Here is a 21,906-nt window from a genome sequence, read left to right as displayed (position 1 = left end):
AAGTCGAGCGCGCCGTCGCCGACATTTGCATTGCCAAGCCACCCTTCCCTTGAGGTAGGGCACGGTGTGGCTCTGCGTGCCCAAAGCGACCGGCTCCGGTGACAAAGCCGCTTGGACCCGCCTTGCAGTTTATCCTCACTGCTATGCCGGAGCCGGCAAGACAGGTATTTGTGCAGTTGGAGACAGAGCCGTTTGCATCGCGTTTGAGGCCAAACACCCAACCATTTCTCTGCGAGTTGTAGCCGATCTGGTCGCCTGCAGAAAAGGCGGGAGTATCGGCGCGGCCGCCATAGACAGACGGAACGTCGGGATTTCTGAAGCATGTTTGAGCGCAGATACTGCGGGCGTGCGCGCCTACATATTCTCCGGACCAGCTCCGCGGGGCCGATGGCAGATGTACTGCTGGCTCAAGGTCCGCCGAATTGGCTACGCCGCTTGCTTCCAGCGCAATCGTTGTCGCTCCCCCAGAACGAACTCCAGATCGCATTAAACACTCCGCAGCGCTATCCCTATTCACAACCGAGCATTTTCGAGCTCGCGTCGGTGATGGCACCGCGAATGAAGCAAGCAGCGTGCCGCTTGGAAATTGAGGGGGCACCAGTTGCTTCGTACCGGGTGCATGCGTCAACTTATGGACAACGGTCTTAAAGCTCACAATCGCTCTGTAGCGTAGCGTACAGCAGGCTGCGCTGCAGGAAACCGCCTTCGTTGCTGGCTGGGCTGCGGTTATCGAAGTCTGGCTCGTGGCAAAAACGTCACGAGCGATCGGTTGCGCGACGCTGCACGGCAGGAAAGGCTCATCATCAGCCCTTCAAGCTTACCACCGACACCCGCGCGATGATAACACTCCGGCTTCGCCTGAGTGCTAAGCGGCTCCGCAACATTGTTCGTATCGGATCTGCTGTCGGCGGCGAGACGCAAGCTTGCTTTGACGCGCTGAAAGGAGTTGTCGAGCATGCAGCTCATGACGGCCAAGCAGCGCTACCCCACGTTCAATCCCGGTTCGGAAAGCGTATCGGAACGCCCTTTCGGGTAGCCTGCACGTCCAGAATAGACATTTTTGAGTGCGTTTTGGTGTGGACCAAGGCGGACGGCTGCGAACAGTATATCAATCGTGGTGGGGGGTCTGCACGTCCACGATTCGTTACGCTGCTCATAGCCATTTCGCTATAGCGAAGAGCGTCCAAAAATTCGAGCACTTAACGACTGCCTTCAGCGGCCACGCAAACGACGTGGGCCTCGTGGAAGAAGATGAGACGGTTCCGTCTTGGTTCTTGCACAATCGACGTCATCGCTTTCCGCCGCCGGGGGTGACCTGCAGCCCGGCGAGCGCCAAGTCTTCTTTCATGAAGACAGCACCAAACCATAGCCCAGGCGCCTACAAATGCAGGAAATCACAAGCCGGAACCGATTGCGGGTGTCATACAGATTAGCGCGTGTCTACTACAAGATCCGATAGATGCCACCGCCAACTTGAGGCCCTAGCGTTCGGTCATGTTCCCTGCCGATCATCGAGGACATCGTGAACGCAAAAAGCGAGAAGCTAGCAAATAGGCAAATCGGCGTATGATGACTGGCAGAACCAGGGTGGCTAAGCAACGCACAACCCATTCAGGACCCTCGATGTTCTGGCTGAAGGGCCGCACAGGGTGAGGAATGGCGGCAGGCGTATGCCTACGGAAAATCGGTCGGGCAAAAATCCGCTCGTGGAAGGTCAACCGCTCGACGCCATCATGGCGATCGATCGGCTTGCAAGCTCGGACCCGGAAAGGGTTGCACTCAGGTACGGCGTAGACGCACTCACCTACCAAGCACTGCGATCAAGATCTGATGCGCTCGCGAGGACGTTGCGAGAGAAGGTGGCTCACGGCGCGGTGGTCGGCTATTGGGGTGAGCGAGACCTCGACTGGGCGACGGCGGTCGTCGCAATTTTGAAGGCTGGATCAACCTACCTGCCTCTCGATCCATCGTTACCGGTTTCCCGTACATCATTCATGATCGAGCAGAGCCGCTGCGCCCTGATTATTGGCCCGAACCAGTTGGAGCAGCTCAACCTATTCCAGGCTAACACGGCCACCCCCCAATTCGTGACAATAGAGGCGGCGCTGCGCGAGGGCCAGACTTCGTCTCTTGTGCCATCATCATCAAGCGAGGATGGACTCGCCTACATTCTGTTTACGTCTGGTTCTACCGGCCAGCCGAAGGGCGCAATGATTGAGCGCGCAGCCCTCAATAATCATCTGGTGGCAAAGATTGACGCTTTAACTCTCACTCGGACCGATTGCATCGCGCAGACAGCGTCGCACTGCTTTGACATCTCGCTGTGGCAGCTTTTGGCGGGACTTTGCGTCGGAGGCTGTATCGCGATCATCGATGATGCGACACTGAAATCGCCAGTATCTCTTCTCCAAGCCATTCAACAATACCGCGTGACGGTCGTTCAATTCGTGCCGTCGATGCTTGCGGTATTTGTCGAATATCTGCAGTCGCTTGCGGCCGCTGAGCGAGCTTTGGATGCTTTGCGGAGTATTTCTACGGTCGGAGAACCTCTAACACCCGGACTGGCGCGCGCGTGGCTTGCCCTATATCCCCCGGTTCCCATTCTCAACCACTACGGGCCGACCGAGTGCGCGGACGGCGTTACGCATCATCTGCTTTCCGTCCCGCCCGCGCCGGCTGACACTTATGTGCCGATCGGCAAAGCGATTTCTAACCTTGAGGTTTATATCGCGGACGGACCGCGGCTGTGCAACACGGGAGAGGTCGGCGAAATCTGTGTTAGCGGCATTGGTGTCGCTGCTGGTTACGTCAGCGACGATGCCCGCACCAAGGATGCCTTTGGGCCAAACCCGTTCTCGAACGATCCTTCGTTCCAGCGCCTATACCGGACAGGCGATCTCGGGCGAGTTCGTTCCGATGGCCTCTTGGAATGTCTCGGTCGACGGGACCGTCAGGTCAAAATTCGCGGGCACAGAATTGAGCTGGGAGAAATCGAGGCCCGCCTTTCCGCCCATCAATTGGTACGTGGCGCCGCCGTGGTCGCCTCGGTCTGCGCAGGCGTAAAGCTTACGGCGAGAGACATAACCAGGGCCGAGGGGGAAACTGGATCGAGGCGGCTCATCGCGTATGTGTCAGCCCCGTCTGAAGTAGGGGAGGGCGAGCTTCAGACCTTCCTGGCCGAAGCGCTTCCCACCTACATGCTCCCAGAAAGGATCATTCACGTCGACAGTATTCCACTGACCAGCAACGGAAAGGTCGATTTTGGAGCCTTGCCGGACCCGACCGGCGTTCGCCCTCTCTTGCCGACTCCATTCGAGGAGCCTCAAACAGAGCTCGAAGCTCAGCTGTGCCGAACTTGGTCCGAAATTCTGCGTATTGAGAACATTGGCGTCAATGACGAGTTCATTAGCCTCGGCGGAGACTCGCTTCGGGCCATGCTCATATTGGGCCGGCTGCAGACCCAGCTCGGAGCAAGAGCGGATTTCAGGCTGGTTCTGAATGGAACGGTCCGATCTCTTGCGGCGTCGATCTCGACCCGTGTCGAATCGAAACCGTGCACAGCCCCGACGTACGGTAAGTGCACGCGAGCACCCCTGACGCGAGTTCAGGAGCACCTATGGTTTCTGTCGCAGCTCGATCCGTCTGCCAGGAACTACATCATTCAAGGCGGCCTGCGAGTAAGGGGCATCATCGATCTGGCCGCGTTCAATCGCGCCTGGACCGATGTTGTTCACTCCCATCAGGCACTTTCTGCACGTTTCACAGACGAAAACGGTCCGGTTCAGCTTTTCGATGCTCCGCAATGCGCAAGCCTTGAATTGGTCGATGCATCTCACCTCACGGCGCAGGAAGCTGAGGAGCTGATAGCAGAGTTACGGCGAACAGAGCTGAACGGCAGCTTTGATCTCAGCCAAGGACACCTGTTCCGCGCGCGCATGATACGTTTTGGCCCCGACAACCATCTCATACTGATCACCGCTCACGAAATCATCATCGATGCCTGGTCGATCTCCGTTCTGCTTAGGGACCTTCGACAAAGTTACGTAGATCCTGCGTCGTTCTCGCCAGAGAACCGCGCGTCACTTTCGACCTACGCGCTCTGGGAAACGCAACACACGACTACAGAAGCGCTGGCCAACCAACGTAATTATTGGCGTCGTCAGATTGGTGATGATCCGCCGGTGCTTTCGCTTGGAACGGGACGAGCGCGGCTGCAGACAAATTCCTACCGCGGCGCCTCGCATGCGGTGCTGCTTCGCAGCGAGCTCTCCAATCAGGTCCGGGAGTTTGCCCGCCGACATAGGTGCACCACGTCGACAACACTCCTCGCATGCTTCAAGCTGCTGCTGCGGATGTATAGCGGCCAGGACGATATTCTCGTTGGCATACCGCACGTCGTACGGGATCAACCTGGCAGCACCGAAATTGTTGGATTTTTCCTGAATATGCTGCCGATCCGCACCGCGATCGATGTCGGCCAATCCTTTGTGGTTCATGCCCTGCGCGTCCAGGACCTCGTCAGCAGTGCCATCGCAAATTCGGCATATCCATTCGGCTGGATGGTAAGGGATGCCCGTGTACATCGCGAAGCGGGACGCTCGCCGATCTTCCAGGTCATGTTCAACATGTACTCGGAGGCCGCGGAGCCACCCGGCAAACATGATTTGGATCTGACATTCCGCGAATATGAGACCGGCTATGTAAAATTCGATCTGACATTGTACGCGCAAGATCTGGGCGATGAAATTGTCCTCCAGCTAGCGTATGCGGAAGACATATTTTCGAGCGATCTGATTGTCCGCATGGCCGACAATCTGCGCTGTCTGATTGCAGCCTGCATTGAGAAACCGCTTGCGCCCATTAGAGATCTGAGCTGCCTCAGCGCGTTAGACTTCGCTATGCTGGACTCGCTAAATGGCTCGGCGCAGCCATATGAGACTGAATGCTCGCTTGTCGAGGCGTTCGAGCAAATCAGCGTCTCTAATCGGAGCCGGGTGGCATATTTTGGCAATTTCGGCGAGATCACATTCGGCCAACTGTGCGAGCGCGTAGCAGCTATCAGGTCGCGATTGCGAGCTTCGGACGTGACGGCTGGCGATATGATCGCCATGCTGGTCGACCGGTCGCCTGACGTGGCGGCGGTTATTCTCGCGACACGAGCCCTGCAGGCCGTGGTTGTCCCAATATCGCCGGACTGTCCGCGTGATCGGATCGAACATATCCTACGAGATAGTCAGGCAAGGCTCTTGGTTCACGCAAATACCGATGAACCTGGTTTCGACGTGCCGTCGGTCTGTCTATTGACCCTAGAAGGGTCCAGCGTGGGCGCGCACGATTTTGGGCGCAGCGACAAACCATCAGATCAGGGAATTGCAAGCCTTATATACACCTCGTCCTCAACCGGGAAGCCGAAGGGGGTTCTCATACCGGAATCGGCAACCCTCAATCGGCTGAACTGGATGTGGCGACGCTTTCCCTTCGAGCGTACCGACGTTATGGTTGTCCAGAAGTCCGCTTCCCTTGTTGCTTCCTCTTGGGAGTACTTTGGGGGGCTTCTGAAGGGTGTACCTACGCTGATCCTGACCCAGGAGCAGTTGCTGGATCCAGATCTGTTGTTATGCACGTTGGCAAAACGTCGCGTGACACATTTATTTGCCTCGCCCCCCCTCCTGTCCGGCATCATTGCTTCGCAAGAACGGCAGTCGCGACCGACAGCCTTGCGGCTGGTCACAAGCAGCGCCGAACCGATGCCTTCCTCGCTCCCCGGTGGCTGGCGTGCAAATTTCCCGGACGTGCCATTGTGGAACTTTTACGGTGCTACGGAATGTGCGTCCAATGCAGCAGTCTATGAAACATCGGACGCCTGCAACGGCTCGTCGCTTGTCCCCGTTGGACGCCCAATCGATAACGTCAAACTCTACGTTCTCGATGCCCAGTTGAAGAGAGTCCCTGTCGGAGCTGCCGGCGAACTCTGCATCGCCGGACGTTGCGTCAGCGCTGGGTACTGGCGGGATCAGGATCGGACCAACCGCTGTTTCGTCCGCAATCCCTATGATGACGGCCAATACAGCGTTCTCTATCGAAGTGGCGATATCGCACGCATCTCAACCAACGGTCTGCTCGAAATTTGCGGCCGATCGGACAATCAGATCAAAATACGGGGCTTTCGCGTCGAGCTGGAGGAGGTCGAAACGGCTCTTGAGTCTCATCCTGCAATCGCAAAGGCCGCCGTGGTCGCAGAAGGCACGGATAATCATCGTCGCTTGATCGCTAACGTGGTTCAGGCTCGCGATAGTCTGAGCTCTGGAGATATCATCACTCACCTGCGCCACACATTGCCGTCCTACATGATCCCTGCCGCCTTCCGTTTGGTCGACAGCATCCCCCTTACGGCAAGCGGGAAGATAGATCGTTCTCGCCTGTCGTCCGTTCCCACCCGCGAGGTCGGGCCAGTTCCATGTGCTGAGCCCCGCACGAGAAAGGAGCGCATTCTTGCTGAGATCTGGCAGGATCTATTAGGCGCCAAGTCGGTCGGACTAGATCGGAGCTTCTTTGATATCGGCGGAGATTCTCTTCTCAGCGTGCGCTGCGTCACGCTGGCGCGCAAAGCCGGGCTGAATCTCACCGTCGAGCGGCTCCATCGAACACCGACCATCAGGGAATTGGCGGCAGACGAAGCGGTTACACGCGATGCCTTCCGTTCTCCAGACGGTTCATTGCCAGTTACCCCCGCAATCTCATCTTGGAACCGTCTTGCCGGCTTCGATGAGCATTTCAACATCGGCGATCTGTTCTTCTTGCCCGCCGGCATTCTGAACGTCCGAACGCTGGAGCGTGCCCTTGCCCATGTCATGGATAGGCACGAAGGCCTCAGACTCCATATTGCTCGAACCGTTGAGGGCCTACGTCTGACAATCGGACCGCCCGTGGCCGAGCGCCTCGTGGAAGAGATCGATCTCGTCGGAATGAACGTCCTTCAGCAGCGCAAGATAATCGAGAGCATCTCAGCAAGACGTCAGCACATGTTTCGGTTTGACGGCCAGAGGTCTCTTGTTAACCTCACGGCCTTCCGCACCGCGGAAAGCGGCGATTACTATCTGTTGGTCCTGATCCATCATTTTGTAGCGGACGGGATAGGCTATCGACTGTTCTTGGAAGCATTGGATGCGGCGTACAACGCCCTTGCTTCGGGCCATATCGAGACTGGTGCCGAGAACATACAAATGCTCGCACCATGGTGGAAGCGCCTTGAGCACCACGCGAACTGCGAAGCGCCGGCCGAACTCAAATACTGGGAGGGAATTGACTACCATCAGTTCAATCTCCACGTTAGCGACACTTCATCAGGCGGCGCGAGCTTTTCGAAAGTGACCGCGAGAGAGCTTCACTATGTGCGACTTGAACGTCGCATGGACGAGGCAAACTGCCGCCCCCTTTGGGAAGATCAGGCCAAATACCACCTTGAGATCGACAAAGAAGCGACGGCCGACCTATTCAATATTGCAGCCAGATGGGCGCATTGTCAGGACGTCGATGTCTTTCTTGCCGCTATATCTGGCGCCTTCGGACGCGTTTGCGGCAACTACTCGCTTTGGATCGATAACCTTACCTCAATCCGAGGTCGGGTGTTTGACGATCTCGAATCATCTCAAATCATCGGCAATATCAGCGAGCTTGTTCCGCTTCCCTTGAGACTGACAGGAACGGAGCACCGCTCCGATCGTGCGCGTTCAATATACCGCCAGCGCAATGCCCTGCCGCGCAGTGGAATAGGGTTTCGGGCCATGAAATTCCTAAACCGAGATCCAGCCGTGCGGAGCCGGGTCGATCGCCTGCCCCTACCAAGAATTGGATTGAATTATCGCGCGGGCGTGCAGCGCCATTTTCCACGCCGTCTCCTAGCCAAGGAACCCTCTCCACTCTGGATCGGCGAAGACATGGATGAAGCGTCCGTGGGTCATCTCTTCTGGTTCGATGTCGGATATCAAGCCGGCCAGCTACAGATCGAAGCAAGGTACGATTCAAACCAAGTCGGTTATGAGCCGACCCGTAATCTTTGCACAACATTGCATCAGGAGCTTTTGGAGACGATTAGCGAATTCGGAACAGTTCGCGGCACGTTCACCCATGAATGAGCCCGATGCGGAATTCGCCGTCGAGAGCGATCGCGATGTGATAACAAAGAAGAGCCCGCATATCGACCTTTCGGACCCAAATCTCTCGAGTCTCATTCTGCGGCTCGCCATTCCCTCTGTTGTTGGCTTATCGATCAATGCGCTGCAACAGGTCGTCAACGCGATCTTTGTTGGCGCACTTGGCCCACAGGCGATTGCAGCTGTCAGCATGGCCTTGCCAATCGTGGTCCTGCTCGCGGCGGCTGGACAGGGGATCGGTGTTGGAACAGCGTCGATTATATCCCGTCATCTTGGCGCTGGTGAGTACCTGGAGGCGAGTAAAGACGCGAGCACCGCACTTGCGCTCGCCGCTCCGATCGGTATCACAATTACGTTCGCTCTGCTTCCAAGCCTGCGAGGGATCTTCCTAACGCTCGGCGCGACCCCAACCATCATGCCCATGGCGCTCGACTACGCAGCGACGCTTTTGTTCGGGTACACGTTGATGCTTCTCAATATCGTCAACGGATTTGTTGTCAGAGCCGAAGGCAATACACGATTCAGCATGTGGACCATGGTTACCGCGTTCATACTGAACGCTGTGCTTGATCCCATCTTCATATTCCTACTGGACCTCGGCGTGCGAGGCGCGGCCCTCGCAACGCTTGTGTCCCAGATCGCTGCGATCAGCCTCTATATCGCGTATTTTACGACGCTCCGCGGGATAGTCCTCGTCAGGATATCTCACATCTCGTTGCGAGCGGATCGCATAAGACAGCTCGCGTCGATAGGTGCGCCGGCGTCGATGACCAGTATTTTATCTGCTATTGCCGTTATGCTCTTATACGGAGCTACCGCACCGTTCGGGGACGAGTCCATCGCGGCCGTGGGAATAGCTGTGCGGATCTTGACGATCGGCGCACTGCCTATCACCGGCTTCTGTATAGGCTCTCAAGCTGTCCTCGGTTTCGGCTGGGGCGCACGGGACTTTGCTCGAGTGCTGAAGGCTGCGAAACTCATACTCTCTATAACTGTCGCTTTTTCCGTTGCGTATTCTGCGGCCGTTGTGACTTTTGCCAGGCCTTTGGTCAGCCTGTTCAGCGATAGCGATAAGGTCAGGGAAATTGGCATCTCGACCTGCATCGTCTTCCATCTTTTTTTTGGACTTTTTGGTATTGAGAGCTTCGTGACGACGATGCTTCATTCGTTCGGGAGAGCGCGCCTCAGTGCGGTTGTGTCCTTCGCGAGGCAAGGCTATCTTTTCATCCCGGCCGTACTGTTATTCCCGGTCATATCGGGTTTCAACGGAGTGCTGGCCAGTCAAGCAATCGCTGAACTGGGCGCCGGAATGATCGCGCTGTTTGTCATGTTCCACCAGTTCGCTGAGCTCAGACGGGCGCTCCGGCACCCTGCTTCAGGACCAATCGAGATTGTGGGGTGACCTGACAACACATGTCACCGGAGCCCAGAGCATGAGGCCTAGCCGGGGAGGCGTTGCGCTCCAAAGTCATGACGAGCGCAATGTGCAGAAGTCATGCGCAATAGTATTCGTCTTGAGCGTTGGCGCTGGGTGTTGCAGGCCACCGCAACGACAGTCGGCAGCGGACGCCGAGCCGGACCTGCGAGCCAGCCGAGATTGGCACCGCGTGATCCCTTGGGTCAATCTAATTTGAGAAGGAGTTCGCTGCCTGGCTCGCCTCGGCTCGGCCTCGAACCATTCGCGCAGCTGGGGCGTAACCGCGCCACGTAGCCGAGAACGATCTAAAGCCGCGGCGCAAAAACATGCGGTACATTTCCCCACCGCTCGCAACGAGTGCAGCTGTTGCGCTTCCTCAAGAAAAGGAACTTCGGATCGCATATCGCCCCACGAGCACACAAAGCGCGTGCCAGCTTTCAGCGAAATGACCGAATGCTATTGACGTCGTCTCAGGCGCACGACCGCGAGAGAAGGGGCTTGTCACATCTATGAAAGCGCTCACGACGTTAGGAGCCGCCATCGGCGCAGCTTTGGCGCACGATATCAGCTTTTCGGGCGGACCAATATATGATCCCGCTCCCCCTCTGTTTCCCCTTGAAGCGAAAATGTTGGGAAACGTAGCCCTGCGCCGTCGGCGTGAATTCGCTTGGGGGCGGCATCACGCTCACGAGGCATTGCGTCGCCTCGGCTTCACTCCTGTTCCGATTTTGTCTAGAAGTGATCGGGCTCCTCTTTGGCCTCTTGGAGTCGTCGGGAGCATTTCCCACTCTTCATCCGACTGTGGCGCCGTTGCGGGACGCTCAAGGAACGTCCTCGCTCTGGGATTAGACATCGAAGATGAAGAGCCGCTCGGAGCCGACCTTCTGCCAATCATATGCACCCCCGCGGAACTACAGCGTCGGGAATGGTCCAGCAATCGCCTTGGCCCGAAACTAATCTTCGTCATCAAGGAAGCTGTATACAAGTCCTATTCGCCAGAAACCGGTGAATTCCTCGATTTTCAAGATGCAGGGCAGGTGACCAGAGTGGGTTGTTCGAGGCGGAGATCATCAATCCAGAAAAACCTACGAGTTTCGGCAGTCGCACTATCAATGGAATTTATCTCCCGTTTCTCGGAGGCATCCTTGCATTGGCGGTGCGATTTCGAGGCCGGGAGTGTAGCGCTACGAAGCTTGCAAAGCTTGCCCGGGGCATTCGCATGGAAATGAGTTGATCCGGCAGGCATTGGTGCCCGCTACACAGTCGATTCGGCGGCCTGCCGCTGCAGACGATGATGGTCGTCCTGCATTCACGTCAGACGTCGAGGAGGAAGGGGCATTGACCGGGTTATTTTCGCGCCTGAACGTATAAGCAGCTCTATCTGTTCAGCGGGCGTAGCGGGCGGCACCACGGAGTCTGTCGTCGTTTTCGTTCCGAAGAATCGCCAGCGGCTTTGCGGTGCCTGCCACATTGTCCAATTCGACCTTGTCGACACGCATGAAAATCAGGCTGCGCTGCCTCATCAGCATTTCCGCGTCGGCAATTCATGCCCGCGGCTTGTTGTTCGGCCGTTGTCGGCCGGCGGCCAGCTCACAAGCCGCTTCTGGATCCGCGGCATCCGTCTTGTTCGGGTGGACATAAGGCATCACGTAGGCGGGCTGTACCATGCGGACCAAATGTCGCAGCGAGGTAATCTCTTGCCCAGAGTTGGCCCTTGCAAAAGCCATGAAAAAGGTCTGAGAGAATTATGATCCTTAAGCGAACGAACTCAATCCCTGGACCGTTCCAGCGCGGGCCCAGAGTTGTGCTTTCGCTGGCAATGCACTATCGGGCGCTGAATGCTCATATGCTTCAATCGGAGCCTGCGCCTTGCATCAGAGGATCGGCTAACCCAATGATCAAAGCTTGGCTGGACCTTCCGATATTTGAATTATTCGCTGTCCTCATCACTCTTTACGCAACGACCGGCGCTGTCATTGTGATCGCGAGTTTCAGCCCTGCAACGGTTGTGCCGATGCGCCGCGTAGAAGGCGTGGTCGCTCCGTTTTTCGGAACGGTCGGAGTGTTGTTTGCGTTCCTGACCGGATTTCTGGCCAATGATATAACCGATCGCAACCGTCAAGCGGCCCGCGCGGTGCAGTCAGAGGCGGCGGAGCTGCGCAACATCTATGCCATTAGTCACGCTTCCGTCTCGGACATGGCCAGCCTCCGCTCAGTGGTTGCGAAATACGTCGCCGCCCTCGTGGAGGACGAGTGGCCGGCGATGGCGAAGGACCAGAAGGCCCATTCGCCTGGTCCCGCCTATGACGCCTTGCTGCGAGAAGTGAGCGATCCGCAGATCGCTCAAGTAGCGGGCGGGGCAGTGCAGACAGCCTTGTTAAATGCCGCAGTCGGAGCGGGCAGCGCGCGTTCCGAACGGCTCGCCTTGGCTTCCGACCGCACCATCGATGCCAAATGGATTCTCGTCCTCATCCTTGGCGTGGTCACCCAAATATCGATCGGATTGGTGCACCTGAAGAAGGTCGGTGCGCAAATTACGGCATTAACCGTGTTCTCAATCGCCGTTGTGATAGCGCTGGGACTCATTGGCCTGCAAGAGCGTCCTTTTTCCGGTGATATCCGAGTAGAACCGGGACCACTGGCAGAGCTCACCAAAATTGCAGCGGAATGAGGATGCATCAGCTTCTTGCAATGAATGCAAACCACTCCGGCATTGATGCAACCGGGAGATGGTCTTACCGACGTTATGGCGAGCTCAACGGCCTTATAGCTCTTGGTAGTCGGCCGTGAACAAGGCTCTAAGCGATTGAGCGGGAGTCTGTTTTCGGGTTTTTGAGGCGTTTGAGATTGCAGGGATTTGGGGCTTGAGGCTTCCAAACCCTGCAAATTGGTTTTTGGATTTTCTTTTGCTGCGGGCCATGATTCTGTGGTGCATCGGAGAAGACGATGCGGCCGAAGAAGCACAAGACCACGGGATCGAATGACCTGTTCCGGGCGCGGCTGGACCAGATCATCAACATGAAGCACGAGCTGGTTCTGCTGGCTGGCAAGGTCGATTGGGACTGGATCGACGGCGAGATCGCTCCGCTCTACAGCGAGAACGGCCGGCCCGGGATCGAGACCCGCTTCATGATCGGGCTGCTGCTGCTCAAGCACATTTACGGGCTGTCCGATGAGGGGGTGTGCGAGCGCTGGGTCCACGATCCGTATTTCCAGTTCCTCACCGGCGAAGAGTTCTTCCAGCACACCTTCCCGCACGAGCGCTCGGACCTGAGCCATTGGCGCAAGCGGCTCGGCGACAAGCTGGAGCTGCTGCTGGCCGAGAGCCTGCGGGTGGCGCACGCGGCCGGCGCGTTACGCGGCCAGGACCTCAAGCGCGTCACGGTCGACACCACGGTGCAACCGAAGGCCATCACCTTTCCGACTGATGCCAAGCTCTTGCATGCGGCCATCAGGGGTCTCAACCGCCTGGCGAGACAGCACGGCGTCAGGCTGCGGCAATCCTATTCTCGCGTGGCCAAGGCAGCCGCGATGATGGCGGGTCGCTACGCTCATGCCAAACAATTCGGGCGGCATCAGCGGCAGTTGCGTATCCTGCGCAGCCGGCTGGGCCGGATCATCCGCGACATCCGTCGCAAGATCGAGGACGAGCCGGCACTGGAGGAGGCGTTCGCACTCCCGCTTGGCCGAGCCAGCCAGATCCGCTCGCAACAGCAGCGCCAGCGCGGCTGGAAACTTTATTCTTTTCATGCCCCGGAGGTGGAATGCATCGGCAAAGGCAAGGCCGCCGCGCCCTATGAATTCGGCGTGAAGGCCTCCATCGTCACCAACAACCGCCGGGCCCCCGGCGGCCTGTTCGTGCTGCACGCCAGCGCGATGCCAGACAACCCGTACGACGGTCACACCTTGCGCGGCGTCATCGACCGCACCGAGACACTCACTGGCTGTCCGATCGAGCGAGCCTATGTCGACAAGGGGTACCGCGGCCATGACGCTCAAAATCCACGTCGCGTCTTCATCTCCGGCCAGAAACGCGGCGTCTTCGGCGTCATCAAGCGCGAGCTGCGCCGCCGCTCCGCCATCGAGCCCATCATCGGACACATGAAAGCAGAAGGTCATCTCGGCCGCTGTTACCTCAAAGGCCGTGCCGGCGATGCCGCCAACGTCATCCTCTCAGCCGTTGGCCACAACTTGCGCCGCATCCTCGCCTGGTTCAGGGAATTCTTGCGCCTGTTCCTATGGCGAACGCTCGCCTGTCCCGCAAAGCTCAATCCGGCTTCTTAACGAGCGACTTGGTATCGATGCCAGTTTCTTCGACGCCTTTGCCGCGCCATTCGAAGCCGACCTCGGCAAACGCGAACTCGACCATCTCGCACACTGACCGTGGCTCGCCGGTCCCGGGACTTGTCGGCCTGCAGGATCACGTGCTTGTCTTACATGATCTCGTGCACGCCCTCAGTCGCGGCTGGCATCGAGCTTGTCGAGATGGAGCGAATCCTCCAGGCCGGCCTCAATGCGGCCGACGGCGCGGGTGATCTGACGGGCGACAAAGTCTCGCCGTGGACGGGGCTTTGTAGCCGGGCAATCTTCTTCAGTCGTTGCCTGATGTCAGAAAGGCTTGGTAAGCTTGCTGGATGCCATCTTTCAGGGAGGTTTTCGCGCGCCAGCCCAGCTTTGCGAGTCGGCTGACGTCGAGCAACTTACGGGGGGGACCGTCGGGACGCGAGGTGTCGAAAGTGATTTCACCTCGATAGCCGACAATGTCGGCAACGACGCGGGCGAACTCGCCGATGGTGATGTCTTGACGAGATCGGCCCCCGAATAGGTCTTCATCAGATGCACGCAGGCATCCGCCATGTCGTCGACATAGAGGAATTCACGGCGTGGCGCGCCCGTGCCCACACCACGACGCTTCTTTTATCAGCGACTTTGGCTTCGTGAAAGCGGCGGATCAGGGCTGCGACGACGTGGCTATATTCGGGGTGGTAGTTGTCGCGGGGGCCGTACAGGTTGCTTGGCATCACGCTGATGAAGTCGCTTCCGTACTGACTGCGATAGGCTTCCACCATCTTGATGCCGGCGATCTTGGCGATTGCATAGGGCTCATTGGTCGGCTCGAGCGGACCGGTCAGCACCATATCCTCGCGCAGCGGCTGGGGAGCAAGTTTTGGATAAATGCACGAGGAGCCCAGGAACATCAGCTTCTCGACATCATTGAGATGAGCGGCGTAGATCAGATTCGCGGCGATCGCAATGTTGTCGTAGATGAACTCGGCGCGCAGTGTATCATTTGCGACGATGCCGCCGACCTTGGCGGCAGCCAAGAACACGACCTGTGGCCGTGCCTTGGCGAATCAGTCGAACACCTGAGCCTGGTCGCGCAGATCGACCTCGCTTCGCTCCAAGATGGCGAGGCGCGCATTTTCCTGCACAAGGCGCCGCATGAGCGCGGCCCCGACCATACCGCGATGGCCGGCGACATAGACGGATTTCCCTTTCAGCTCAAACGGTGTGGCGGCCACCGGCGGCCTCCCGCTTCGCCTCGTCTAGATCGCTTGCCACCATCTCCTGCACGAGCTGCGCAAAGCTGCGCTTCGGCTTCCAGCCGAGCTGCTCGCGCGCTTTGCTGGCATCCCCAATGAGAAGATCAACCTCTGTCGGACGGAAATAGGTCGGATCGATTCGAACCACGGTCTTACCGCTCTTCGCGTCAACACCAGAGTCATCGACGCCCTTGCTGCGCCACTCGATGCGGCGGCCGATCTCGGCAAATGCAAGCTGGACCATCTCGCGCACCGACCGCGTCTCGCCGGTCGCGAGCACGAAATCATCGGGCTGGTCCGCCTGCAAAATCATGTACATGCCCTCGATATAGTCGCGTGCATGCCCCCAGTCGCGCTTGGCTTCGAGGTTGCCGAGGTAGAGCGTCTCCTCAAGACCGACCTCAATGCGGGCGACGGCGCGGGTGATCTTACGGGTAACAAAGGTCTCGCCGCGGACTGGGCTCTCGTGATTGAAGAGGATGCCGTTACTTGCGAATATGCCGTAGGCTTCGCGATAGTTCACCGTGATCCAGTAGCCGTACAGTTTGGCCACACCATAGGGCGAGCACGGATAGAACGGCGTGGTCTCCTTCTGGGGGACTTCCTGAACCAGGCCGTAAAGCTCGGAAGTAGAAGCCTGTAGAAGCGTGTCTCTTTCTCCAGGCCAAGGATCCGGATCGCCTCGAGCAGGCGCAGCACGCCGATCGCTTCGGCGTTTGCAGTATATTCTGGGCTTTCAAAGCTCACGCCGACATGGCTCTGGGCGGCAAGGTTGTAGATCTCGGTCGGTCGGATCTGCTGGATCAAGCGGATCAGATTGGTCGAGTCGGTCATGTCGCCGTAGTGCATCAGAAACGGCACATTCCCGGCATGCCGGTCCTGATAGAGATGATCGACGCGCGCGGTATTGAAGGAAGAGGACCGTCGCTTGATGCCATGCACGACATAGCCGAGCGATAATAGATATTCGGAGAGATAGGCGCCATCCTGCCCGGTCACGCCGGTAATCAAAGCGACCCGCCGTTGAGAGTTCTGACTTGTCAAATTCTACCCTGGTGCAAACGAACCGATCGGTTTTACGTGCCCCTCAGTCACCCTCCGCCCGTACCCCGACGGAAGCTCTGTTCAAGCCCTCAAAACCATCCACGGTGATAAAGAAATGAATGCCTAAGGACAATAGACGTTTACGGCATTGATTTTACGAAGTTTTCGCCTGCTCCTCGGTTTTCCGGCGCCGTGATGACGTTCAGAGCATCTACGCCAAAGGCGTCCCGAGGCGGCTAAAGGCCTCAAACCCAGCTTCAACCCCTTATCTGCAATCGCAGGCTCGTCATCCTGTTATTCGGGTGGCACAATCTTCGAGCAAGCAAAGATAGATGCAAATCGTGAGAGCACCGTGAGCGAAACAAGTGAAATCCGTCGAAAATTGCAACCAGACGCGGAATTTGTGCGCCGAAGTACGAACTCGTTGCACTCATCAAACTCGAAAGCTGGCTACCATGCACTGCAAGCTCTAACCTTTTTCACGCGCCGATTGTCTGGGAATCGCTGAAGAAGCACAAGCTAAAGCACATTCTCAATTCGGCAGGTGACGGCATGACTGGCCATCTCTACCGCCGCGCGGATGCCAGAGCCAGACATTGTGCTTGGACTCCAAGCGAAGATGAGCCTGCTCGTAGGACTGTGTTGGACTTCGACAGGGCGCAGGCTGGCGTGGAGTGCCGGATAGAAATGGCCGCCAAGTAAAGGAGCTCGAGCGCCGCGCCGAAGCAGAACTCCGAAAACTCAAGTGAGAGTAGATGCGGCGACAAGTGCGATCGAAGCCGAGCCGCCGCAATCGAACAACGAAGGGCAACCCGCCCGGTGGCGTTGCGACAAGGGCGCAGAAAGCATGGTGGAAGCTAGGTCATTCATCCCACTTGAATTTCGGAACGCGCGATCCGTATTATCTTCCTCATGTCGAGCACGCGGGAGATCTCCAAATGGTGGATACGGCTACCGCCGAGCTTCTGCGCGCGGTCCTCGAGGAGGTCTGCGCGCGCATTTCGCGCTACGAAACTGGCGTCCGCGCGCATGTTGCCGCTAAGCTTCTGGAAGCCGCCACCAGAGGTGAAACGATACCCGACCGCCTCAAACAAATTGGCCTCGAAGCACTTCGCGATGCACCGACCATGTGGCGGTAGGCGCGGACAATATGATCTCCCACGCAGGTGAATTTCCAGGTTACCGTTCTTAAGATCCTTGTGAGCTACCCGGACGGTTTCGCGCCGATGGCGGAGCTCAAACGCGACATGGCCATTCTAGCGACGAGTGGTCGAGACTGGGCCGAGCGCACCAAGAGAATGGCCGCCCGTGTCCCGAACCTCGACATTTTTTCGCAGAAGCTCGTTGAACGGCTAAATGGTGGCTGGCGCATCACAGAAAAGGGTCGCACCCTCCTCGATCTGATGGAAGCGCGCCAGGTTGGCGCGGAGGCGCCGTCAAAGACGAGCGCATCTGCTTCCGAGCAACGCGAAGCGGACGATTGATCAATTGATCCCTGCCGGTGATGTCACGCTGCGCCGCGCCGAAGTGCGATGTTTCGCCGCTCAGGTCCTCGGCGCGATCGGAATTTCAGGTCAGATCTGGCAACGGTCGTGAAAGATCCTCCAGAAGCGCGCATGGTGCGCGTCGCCGCCGATCGACTATCGGAGAAGTCGGCTCAGTCAGCGCGCCAGGTCAAGGCGATGGCGAAATGTTCATCATCCCTCGAAGACGGCAAACCCGGAAAATGCAGACATACACGTTCAGCGTTCGTTTCTGTATTCTGGGTTCGCGCGCTTTGCCCGCGATTTCCGGATGACCGACTGACAGGAGACGAGCTATGCCCCGGCACGTGAACTATGTTCCGCACGGCGTGATCCCGGCGGTCCTGCTACCGTTTGACAACAATCAGGCCGTTGACGAGGCGGAGCTTCCGCAAGCACCTTCGAGACGTGAGCTCCGTCGAAGGTCTTTCCGCCATCACCGTCAACGCTCATTCGAGCGAGGTCGTATCCTGCAGTTTCGACGAGCAGCGCCGTGTGCTAGAGATCGCGCAGGACGACATCGGAGCCAAGCTGCCGCTGATCCACCGGCATCTGGGCGAATGGCAGCCTCGAGGCGGCGCGCGTGGCCCGCATGGCAACGCTAGGCGGCGCCTCCGCGCTCCTGGTGTTCCCGCCGGCGGCGTTCAGCCTCGGCCAGACCCCGCAAATGGCTCTCTCTCATTTCAAGTGCATCGCTGATGCGACCGACCTGTCGCTGATCGTGTTCCAATATCCGCTCGCAACTGGTCAAACCTATCCGAAGGACGCCCTGCTGAAGCTGTGCGAGGAGGTGCCGACCGTTTGCGCCATCAAGGACTGGGTCGGCAACGTGCCGCATCATGAGTGGCACGTGCGCACGCTGCAAAATCTGCCGCGATCTGTGAACGTGCTTACGACCCACAGCGCCTGGCTGTTCTCTTCGCTGGTGCTCGGCTGCAATGGATTGCTATCGGGCTCCGGAAGCGTTATCGCGGAATTGCAAGTGCGCCTATACCGTGCCGTGCAGGGCAACGATCTCGCCGAGGCCAAGCGGCTCAATGATCGTATCGAGCCGTTGACGCGCGTGTTCTACGCCGATCCGTTCGTCGATATGCACAACCGCATGAAAGAAGCTCTGGTACTGCTCGGCAGATTGCCGCGCGCAGTGGTGCGGCCGCCCTTGGTGAAGCTCGATCCCTCGGAGATCATGGGTATTGAACAGGCGCTGATCGAGGCCGGGTTGCTCGACAAGAAAGCACCCAATGCGGCGTAGCCGCTCAAAGAGACGGATCAACGGGGGCCATCGCACTTCCCGGCAGATCGATGCGAATATCAGTGTTCTCCGAGTTCGTGTTCGCACCATGATCGTGAAGAGATACAATATGCGAGCGATCTGGTCGTTGACACACTCTCATGGACCAGTTCACCGGCCATAGACCTCGTGTCAGGGAAAGCCGCTGCGATTAGCCGTTCCTGCCCGTACTGTATGTGGTTACGCGCGTGGCAGCGCCATTGCCGGGCGATCTGTGTTATAGAGCAGTCGTGCCGGCTTCGCTGATGCGCGCAAAGGGGCGGCTGAGGCTGACGACAGTTCGGTCGCATCAGTGATGCAGGACCGCAGCGGTGGTCACGTCAAGCCTGTTCTGGCCGAGACGCAAACCTTTCGGCGCACGCCGAGCGGCAGAGGGGACGATGCTCCCCCTGGGGAAAGGAACATCAAGTTTGAGTTTATATCGGACTGTGCGGTTGTTCGATGCCCGGTCCTGCACGGCCGTCGCGTTGAGCTCACAGAGATCCTTCAGATCAATCATCAGGGCACCAAGCCTCGCGGCATGGGATTTGACGCTCGTGAAGATCTGGCGGCGGCGACCCTCCTCGCCAGCTTGTCGCACTCTGCGTGGATGGAGGCCCATAACTGCTGTCTCGGGAAGGGCTGGCGGCTAGCGGCAGCGTCGTGCCTGGACTTATACTGTCAAATTCGACGCCGCGGTTGGCCTCGGCCTCAACTATCTTATGGGCGATAATGCAGAGCAGCGCGATTGCGGCAGCCCACAATGCGAGATGCTTCCACCAGCAAAACTCGCGCTCAGACCCTTCGCGTGCGATGGCGGCAGCCAATCCTCCCAAGGTCATCCCTGCCATGACCAAGACAAACAAATCAATGCCTTCCATAGGCGCTCCGTTCAGCGGGGCGCGCAAATCGTGCCATGATATATCCTGTTGGTTTAAAGGCGATCACGCGAGCGTCCACCCGACAGGGCTATTGAACGTCCAACTCTGCAAGCAACTCAGTCCTGTCGAGCAAGCCAAGATCCGTTTAACTCTGCCCACCATCATGGGTTTTCCGGCGTCTACGAAAGTGCACCGCTAGCGTAGGCACAAAGTCGGAGGTCGCAGGACCTCTTTTCAAAAGAAAGCAGCGCCGTTGAACTATCCCTACAACCTGACGCTACGTACGGTTCAACCCCCGGCGTATAAGGAGTCTTGAATCTTGGATGGCATCAGGTTGTGCGATCTCAAGTCGGCCGCTATTCACACATGCGAGTTGCGCGACCGAACTTTCCGATACGGATCTCTTGAGCGACATCAATGCGTTTTCCGAGCGTCTCCATCAACGTTGTATTTGTAGCCGAACAACCGACTTGCCGGATTGCTGAGGCTATGGGCTCGGATTGCTAGGCAGTCCGGGCCCGCCACTTACGAATCACGTTTAGAACGCGTGCCTCCAGCTCGCACAAATCTCTTTCGGTGATCGAGGATACCCCAGGTAAGTCCAAACGCCGAAAGACGCCTCTGATGAAAAACAAAAAGCAGAGGATCACTATGATTGCGGACTATCGCCAGCCCATCGCGACGGCTCGCGAAGCAACCAATTGTTGCGTTGCTGACATTTCGAATGATTTGATGTTCGGTAGCCCTTCCTTGGAAGGTGCTCGTGCGAATTGCTTGTGCAAGCACCGTTCTCGATTGCGGCACGTTGCTTGCTTTGTTCAACGTAGCATCGCCACCCAGCCTGGTGATGTAGGGGCGGGCCAGGTGCGCCCCTGCTCGTGCGTCAGGCCCGCCCCGTCGTTCTCAGCCAGGAACTCCCATCGACCTGGCGGCAATTCGCAATGACACCGCCTAAGCTCAAGGGCGCCCGGAGGATACGCGTATGGAATGTCTTCACGAATCGCAGCATCGCTTTGTCGTATGCAGCCGGAACTTGCGAAAAACATTGTCCTATCTGCGACGTGCCGTCGGAATTGCTGAGCTTAAGACACCGGCCGTCGTCCTCGGTGACTACGACACATCCCTACATCGACGTCCTAGTTTGGAAGTCCGTTCAAAGGCATGAGACTTGCCGTTTCAATTCAATTCCCTGCAGTCTTTGGAGAGATCGCCGATGCACAACGTCGTCTGTATAAAGCAGGTTCCGGACTCCACGCAGATTCGCGTGCATCCCGTGACCAACACCATCATGCGCCAGGGCGTACCGACGATCGTCAATCCTTACGACTTGTTCGCGCTCGAGGCCGCGCTGGAGCTGCGCGACAGGCTTGGCGGCGAGGTCACTGTTCTCACCATGGGGCCGATAGCCGCCGAAGACTCGCTGCGAAAGGCACTGACGTTCGGTGCAGATCGTGCGGTGTTGCTCACCGATCGTGTTTTCGCGGGGGCCGACACGCTTGCGACCACTTACGCGCTGGCAACGGCCATTCGCAAAATCGGAGAGGAGTATGGGCCACCCGACCTCATCTTTGCCGGCAAGCAGACGATCGATGGTGATACCGCACAGGTTGGGCCTGGCATTGCCAAACGGCTCGGAGTGGTGCAACTCACTTATGTCGCCGGGATCACGAGCCTGGATCTGGCATCGCGCGCGATCGAGGTTGAGCGACGCTCGGAAGGCGGTGTGCAGGTGTTGCGCACAAAGCTGCCATGTCTCATTACCATGCTAGAGGCGACAAACGAGATTCGGCGAGGGAGCATGATGGATGCGTTGCGTGCGGCACGCACCGACATCGTCAAATGGAACGCGCAGGACGCAGGCGTTGCAGATATCTCGAAATGCGGCCTTAAAGGCTCGCCGACTATCGTTAAGCGTGTCTTCGCCCCCTCCAAGCGCGCCGAGAGAGCAATGCTGGTGGAGGACGCCGAGCAGCCTGTACCGGCGTTGATCGACGCGATCTTTAAGCACCGGCCAAAGCTAGAAACTGAACTTGCAGCCCTGGCGCGCGCTTCTGATCTGAAGCCGTAGCGATGAG

At 58.0% G+C, this 21,906-nt stretch carries 10 protein-coding genes and 3 pseudogenes; 8 read left to right on the top strand and 5 right to left on the bottom strand.

Annotation, left to right across the window (positions count from 1 at the left end; genetic code table 11):
* Positions 1-1,670 precede the first annotated feature (1,670 nt).
* The 3 genes from YUU_RS51650 to YUU_RS62755 all read left to right on the top strand — a co-directional run bounded on the left by YUU_RS51650 (position 1,671) and on the right by YUU_RS62755 (position 10,799).
* Complete coding sequence (locus YUU_RS51650) at positions 1,671-8,135, top strand: non-ribosomal peptide synthetase (RefSeq protein WP_051389877.1); 6,465 nt, start codon at positions 1,671-1,673, stop codon at positions 8,133-8,135.
* Positions 8,128-9,555, top strand: a complete 1,428-nt coding sequence (locus tag YUU_RS0124765) for an MATE family efflux transporter (RefSeq protein ID WP_027524813.1) — start codon at positions 8,128-8,130, stop codon at positions 9,553-9,555. Before YUU_RS51650 ends, YUU_RS0124765 begins: the two co-directional genes overlap by 8 nt.
* A 524-nt stretch (positions 9,556-10,079) precedes the next feature.
* Positions 10,080-10,799 carry a 4'-phosphopantetheinyl transferase superfamily protein gene (locus tag YUU_RS62755; protein ID WP_084801538.1) on the top strand — a complete coding sequence of 240 codons (720 nt, stop codon included), beginning with the start codon at positions 10,080-10,082 and terminating at the stop codon, positions 10,797-10,799.
* Between the two features lie 156 nt (positions 10,800-10,955).
* Here YUU_RS62755 and YUU_RS58895 read toward each other — a convergent pair whose 3' ends face one another.
* Positions 10,956-11,093, bottom strand: coding sequence for a hypothetical protein (locus tag YUU_RS58895; protein WP_156944499.1), 138 nt, complete (start codon positions 11,091-11,093; stop codon positions 10,956-10,958).
* A gap of 371 nt (positions 11,094-11,464) precedes the next feature.
* On the opposite strand from YUU_RS58895, the gene YUU_RS0124755 reads away from it, so the two are divergent.
* On the top strand, positions 11,465-12,241 hold the full coding sequence (locus YUU_RS0124755; RefSeq protein WP_027524812.1) for a DUF4239 domain-containing protein: 777 nt from the start codon (positions 11,465-11,467) through the stop codon (positions 12,239-12,241).
* A gap of 275 nt (positions 12,242-12,516) precedes the next feature.
* Entirely contained in the window at positions 12,517-13,854 is a 1,338-nt protein-coding gene (locus YUU_RS0124750) for an IS5 family transposase (protein ID WP_027524811.1), read from the top strand.
* A gap of 307 nt (positions 13,855-14,161) precedes the next feature.
* Here YUU_RS0124750 and YUU_RS51645 read toward each other — a convergent pair.
* The 3 genes and pseudogenes from YUU_RS51645 to YUU_RS62750 all read right to left on the bottom strand — a co-directional run bounded on the left by YUU_RS51645 (position 14,162) and on the right by YUU_RS62750 (position 17,251).
* Positions 14,162-15,092 (bottom strand): annotated as a pseudogene (locus YUU_RS51645) (GDP-L-fucose synthase family protein).
* A pseudogene (gene gmd / locus YUU_RS51640) lies at positions 15,073-16,157 on the bottom strand (GDP-mannose 4,6-dehydratase). Before gmd ends, YUU_RS51645 begins: the two co-directional pseudogenes overlap by 20 nt.
* An 866-nt stretch (positions 16,158-17,023) precedes the next feature.
* Positions 17,024-17,251 (bottom strand): hypothetical protein, encoded by a 228-nt coding sequence (locus YUU_RS62750; RefSeq protein ID WP_027524810.1) that lies wholly within the window; start codon positions 17,249-17,251, stop codon positions 17,024-17,026.
* Positions 17,252-17,323: 72 nt separating this feature from the next.
* Here YUU_RS62750 and YUU_RS51635 point away from each other — a divergent pair.
* A pseudogene (locus YUU_RS51635) lies at positions 17,324-17,599 on the top strand (hypothetical protein); the annotation flags it as partial.
* Positions 17,600-18,272: 673 nt separating this feature from the next.
* Positions 18,273-18,932 carry a dihydrodipicolinate synthase family protein gene (locus tag YUU_RS51630; RefSeq protein ID WP_198031818.1) on the top strand — a complete coding sequence of 220 codons (660 nt, stop codon included), beginning with the start codon at positions 18,273-18,275 and terminating at the stop codon, positions 18,930-18,932.
* A gap of 328 nt (positions 18,933-19,260) precedes the next feature.
* Here the strand turns inward: YUU_RS51630 and YUU_RS0124715 are convergent, their stop codons facing one another.
* On the bottom strand, positions 19,261-19,470 hold the full coding sequence (locus tag YUU_RS0124715) for a hypothetical protein (RefSeq protein WP_156944498.1): 210 nt from the start codon (positions 19,468-19,470) through the stop codon (positions 19,261-19,263).
* Positions 19,471-21,044: 1,574 nt separating this feature from the next.
* Here YUU_RS0124715 and YUU_RS0124710 point away from each other — a divergent pair.
* Positions 21,045-21,899 carry an electron transfer flavoprotein subunit beta/FixA family protein gene (locus tag YUU_RS0124710; RefSeq protein ID WP_027524808.1) on the top strand — a complete coding sequence of 285 codons (855 nt, stop codon included), beginning with the start codon at positions 21,045-21,047 and terminating at the stop codon, positions 21,897-21,899.
* Positions 21,900-21,906 lie beyond the last annotated feature (7 nt).

It is taken from the genome of Bradyrhizobium sp. Ec3.3 (assembly GCF_000472925.1).
In the GTDB taxonomy this organism is placed as follows: Bacteria; Pseudomonadota; Alphaproteobacteria; order Rhizobiales; family Xanthobacteraceae; genus Bradyrhizobium.
The sequence above is the reverse complement of the archived record's forward strand: the minus strand, read 5'-3'. Positions and strand labels throughout refer to the sequence as shown.

Excerpts from the sequence above, each read along its gene's own strand:
- YUU_RS51650 (WP_051389877.1), top strand. The coding sequence starts at position 1,671 with ATGCCTACGGAAAATCGGTCGGGCAAAAATCCGCTCGTGGAAGGTCAA.
- YUU_RS0124765 (WP_027524813.1), top strand. The coding sequence starts at position 8,128 with ATGAATGAGCCCGATGCGGAATTCGCCGTCGAGAGCGATCGCGATGTG.
- YUU_RS62755 (WP_084801538.1), top strand. The coding sequence starts at position 10,080 with ATGAAAGCGCTCACGACGTTAGGAGCCGCCATCGGCGCAGCTTTGGCG.
- YUU_RS58895 (WP_156944499.1), bottom strand. The coding sequence starts at position 11,093 with ATGAGGCAGCGCAGCCTGATTTTCATGCGTGTCGACAAGGTCGAATTG.
- YUU_RS0124755 (WP_027524812.1), top strand. The coding sequence starts at position 11,465 with ATGATCAAAGCTTGGCTGGACCTTCCGATATTTGAATTATTCGCTGTC.
- YUU_RS0124750 (WP_027524811.1), top strand. The coding sequence starts at position 12,517 with ATGCGGCCGAAGAAGCACAAGACCACGGGATCGAATGACCTGTTCCGG.
- YUU_RS51630 (WP_198031818.1), top strand. The coding sequence starts at position 18,273 with ATGGCAACGCTAGGCGGCGCCTCCGCGCTCCTGGTGTTCCCGCCGGCG.
- YUU_RS0124715 (WP_156944498.1), bottom strand. The coding sequence starts at position 19,470 with ATGATTGATCTGAAGGATCTCTGTGAGCTCAACGCGACGGCCGTGCAG.
- YUU_RS0124710 (WP_027524808.1), top strand. The coding sequence starts at position 21,045 with ATGCACAACGTCGTCTGTATAAAGCAGGTTCCGGACTCCACGCAGATT.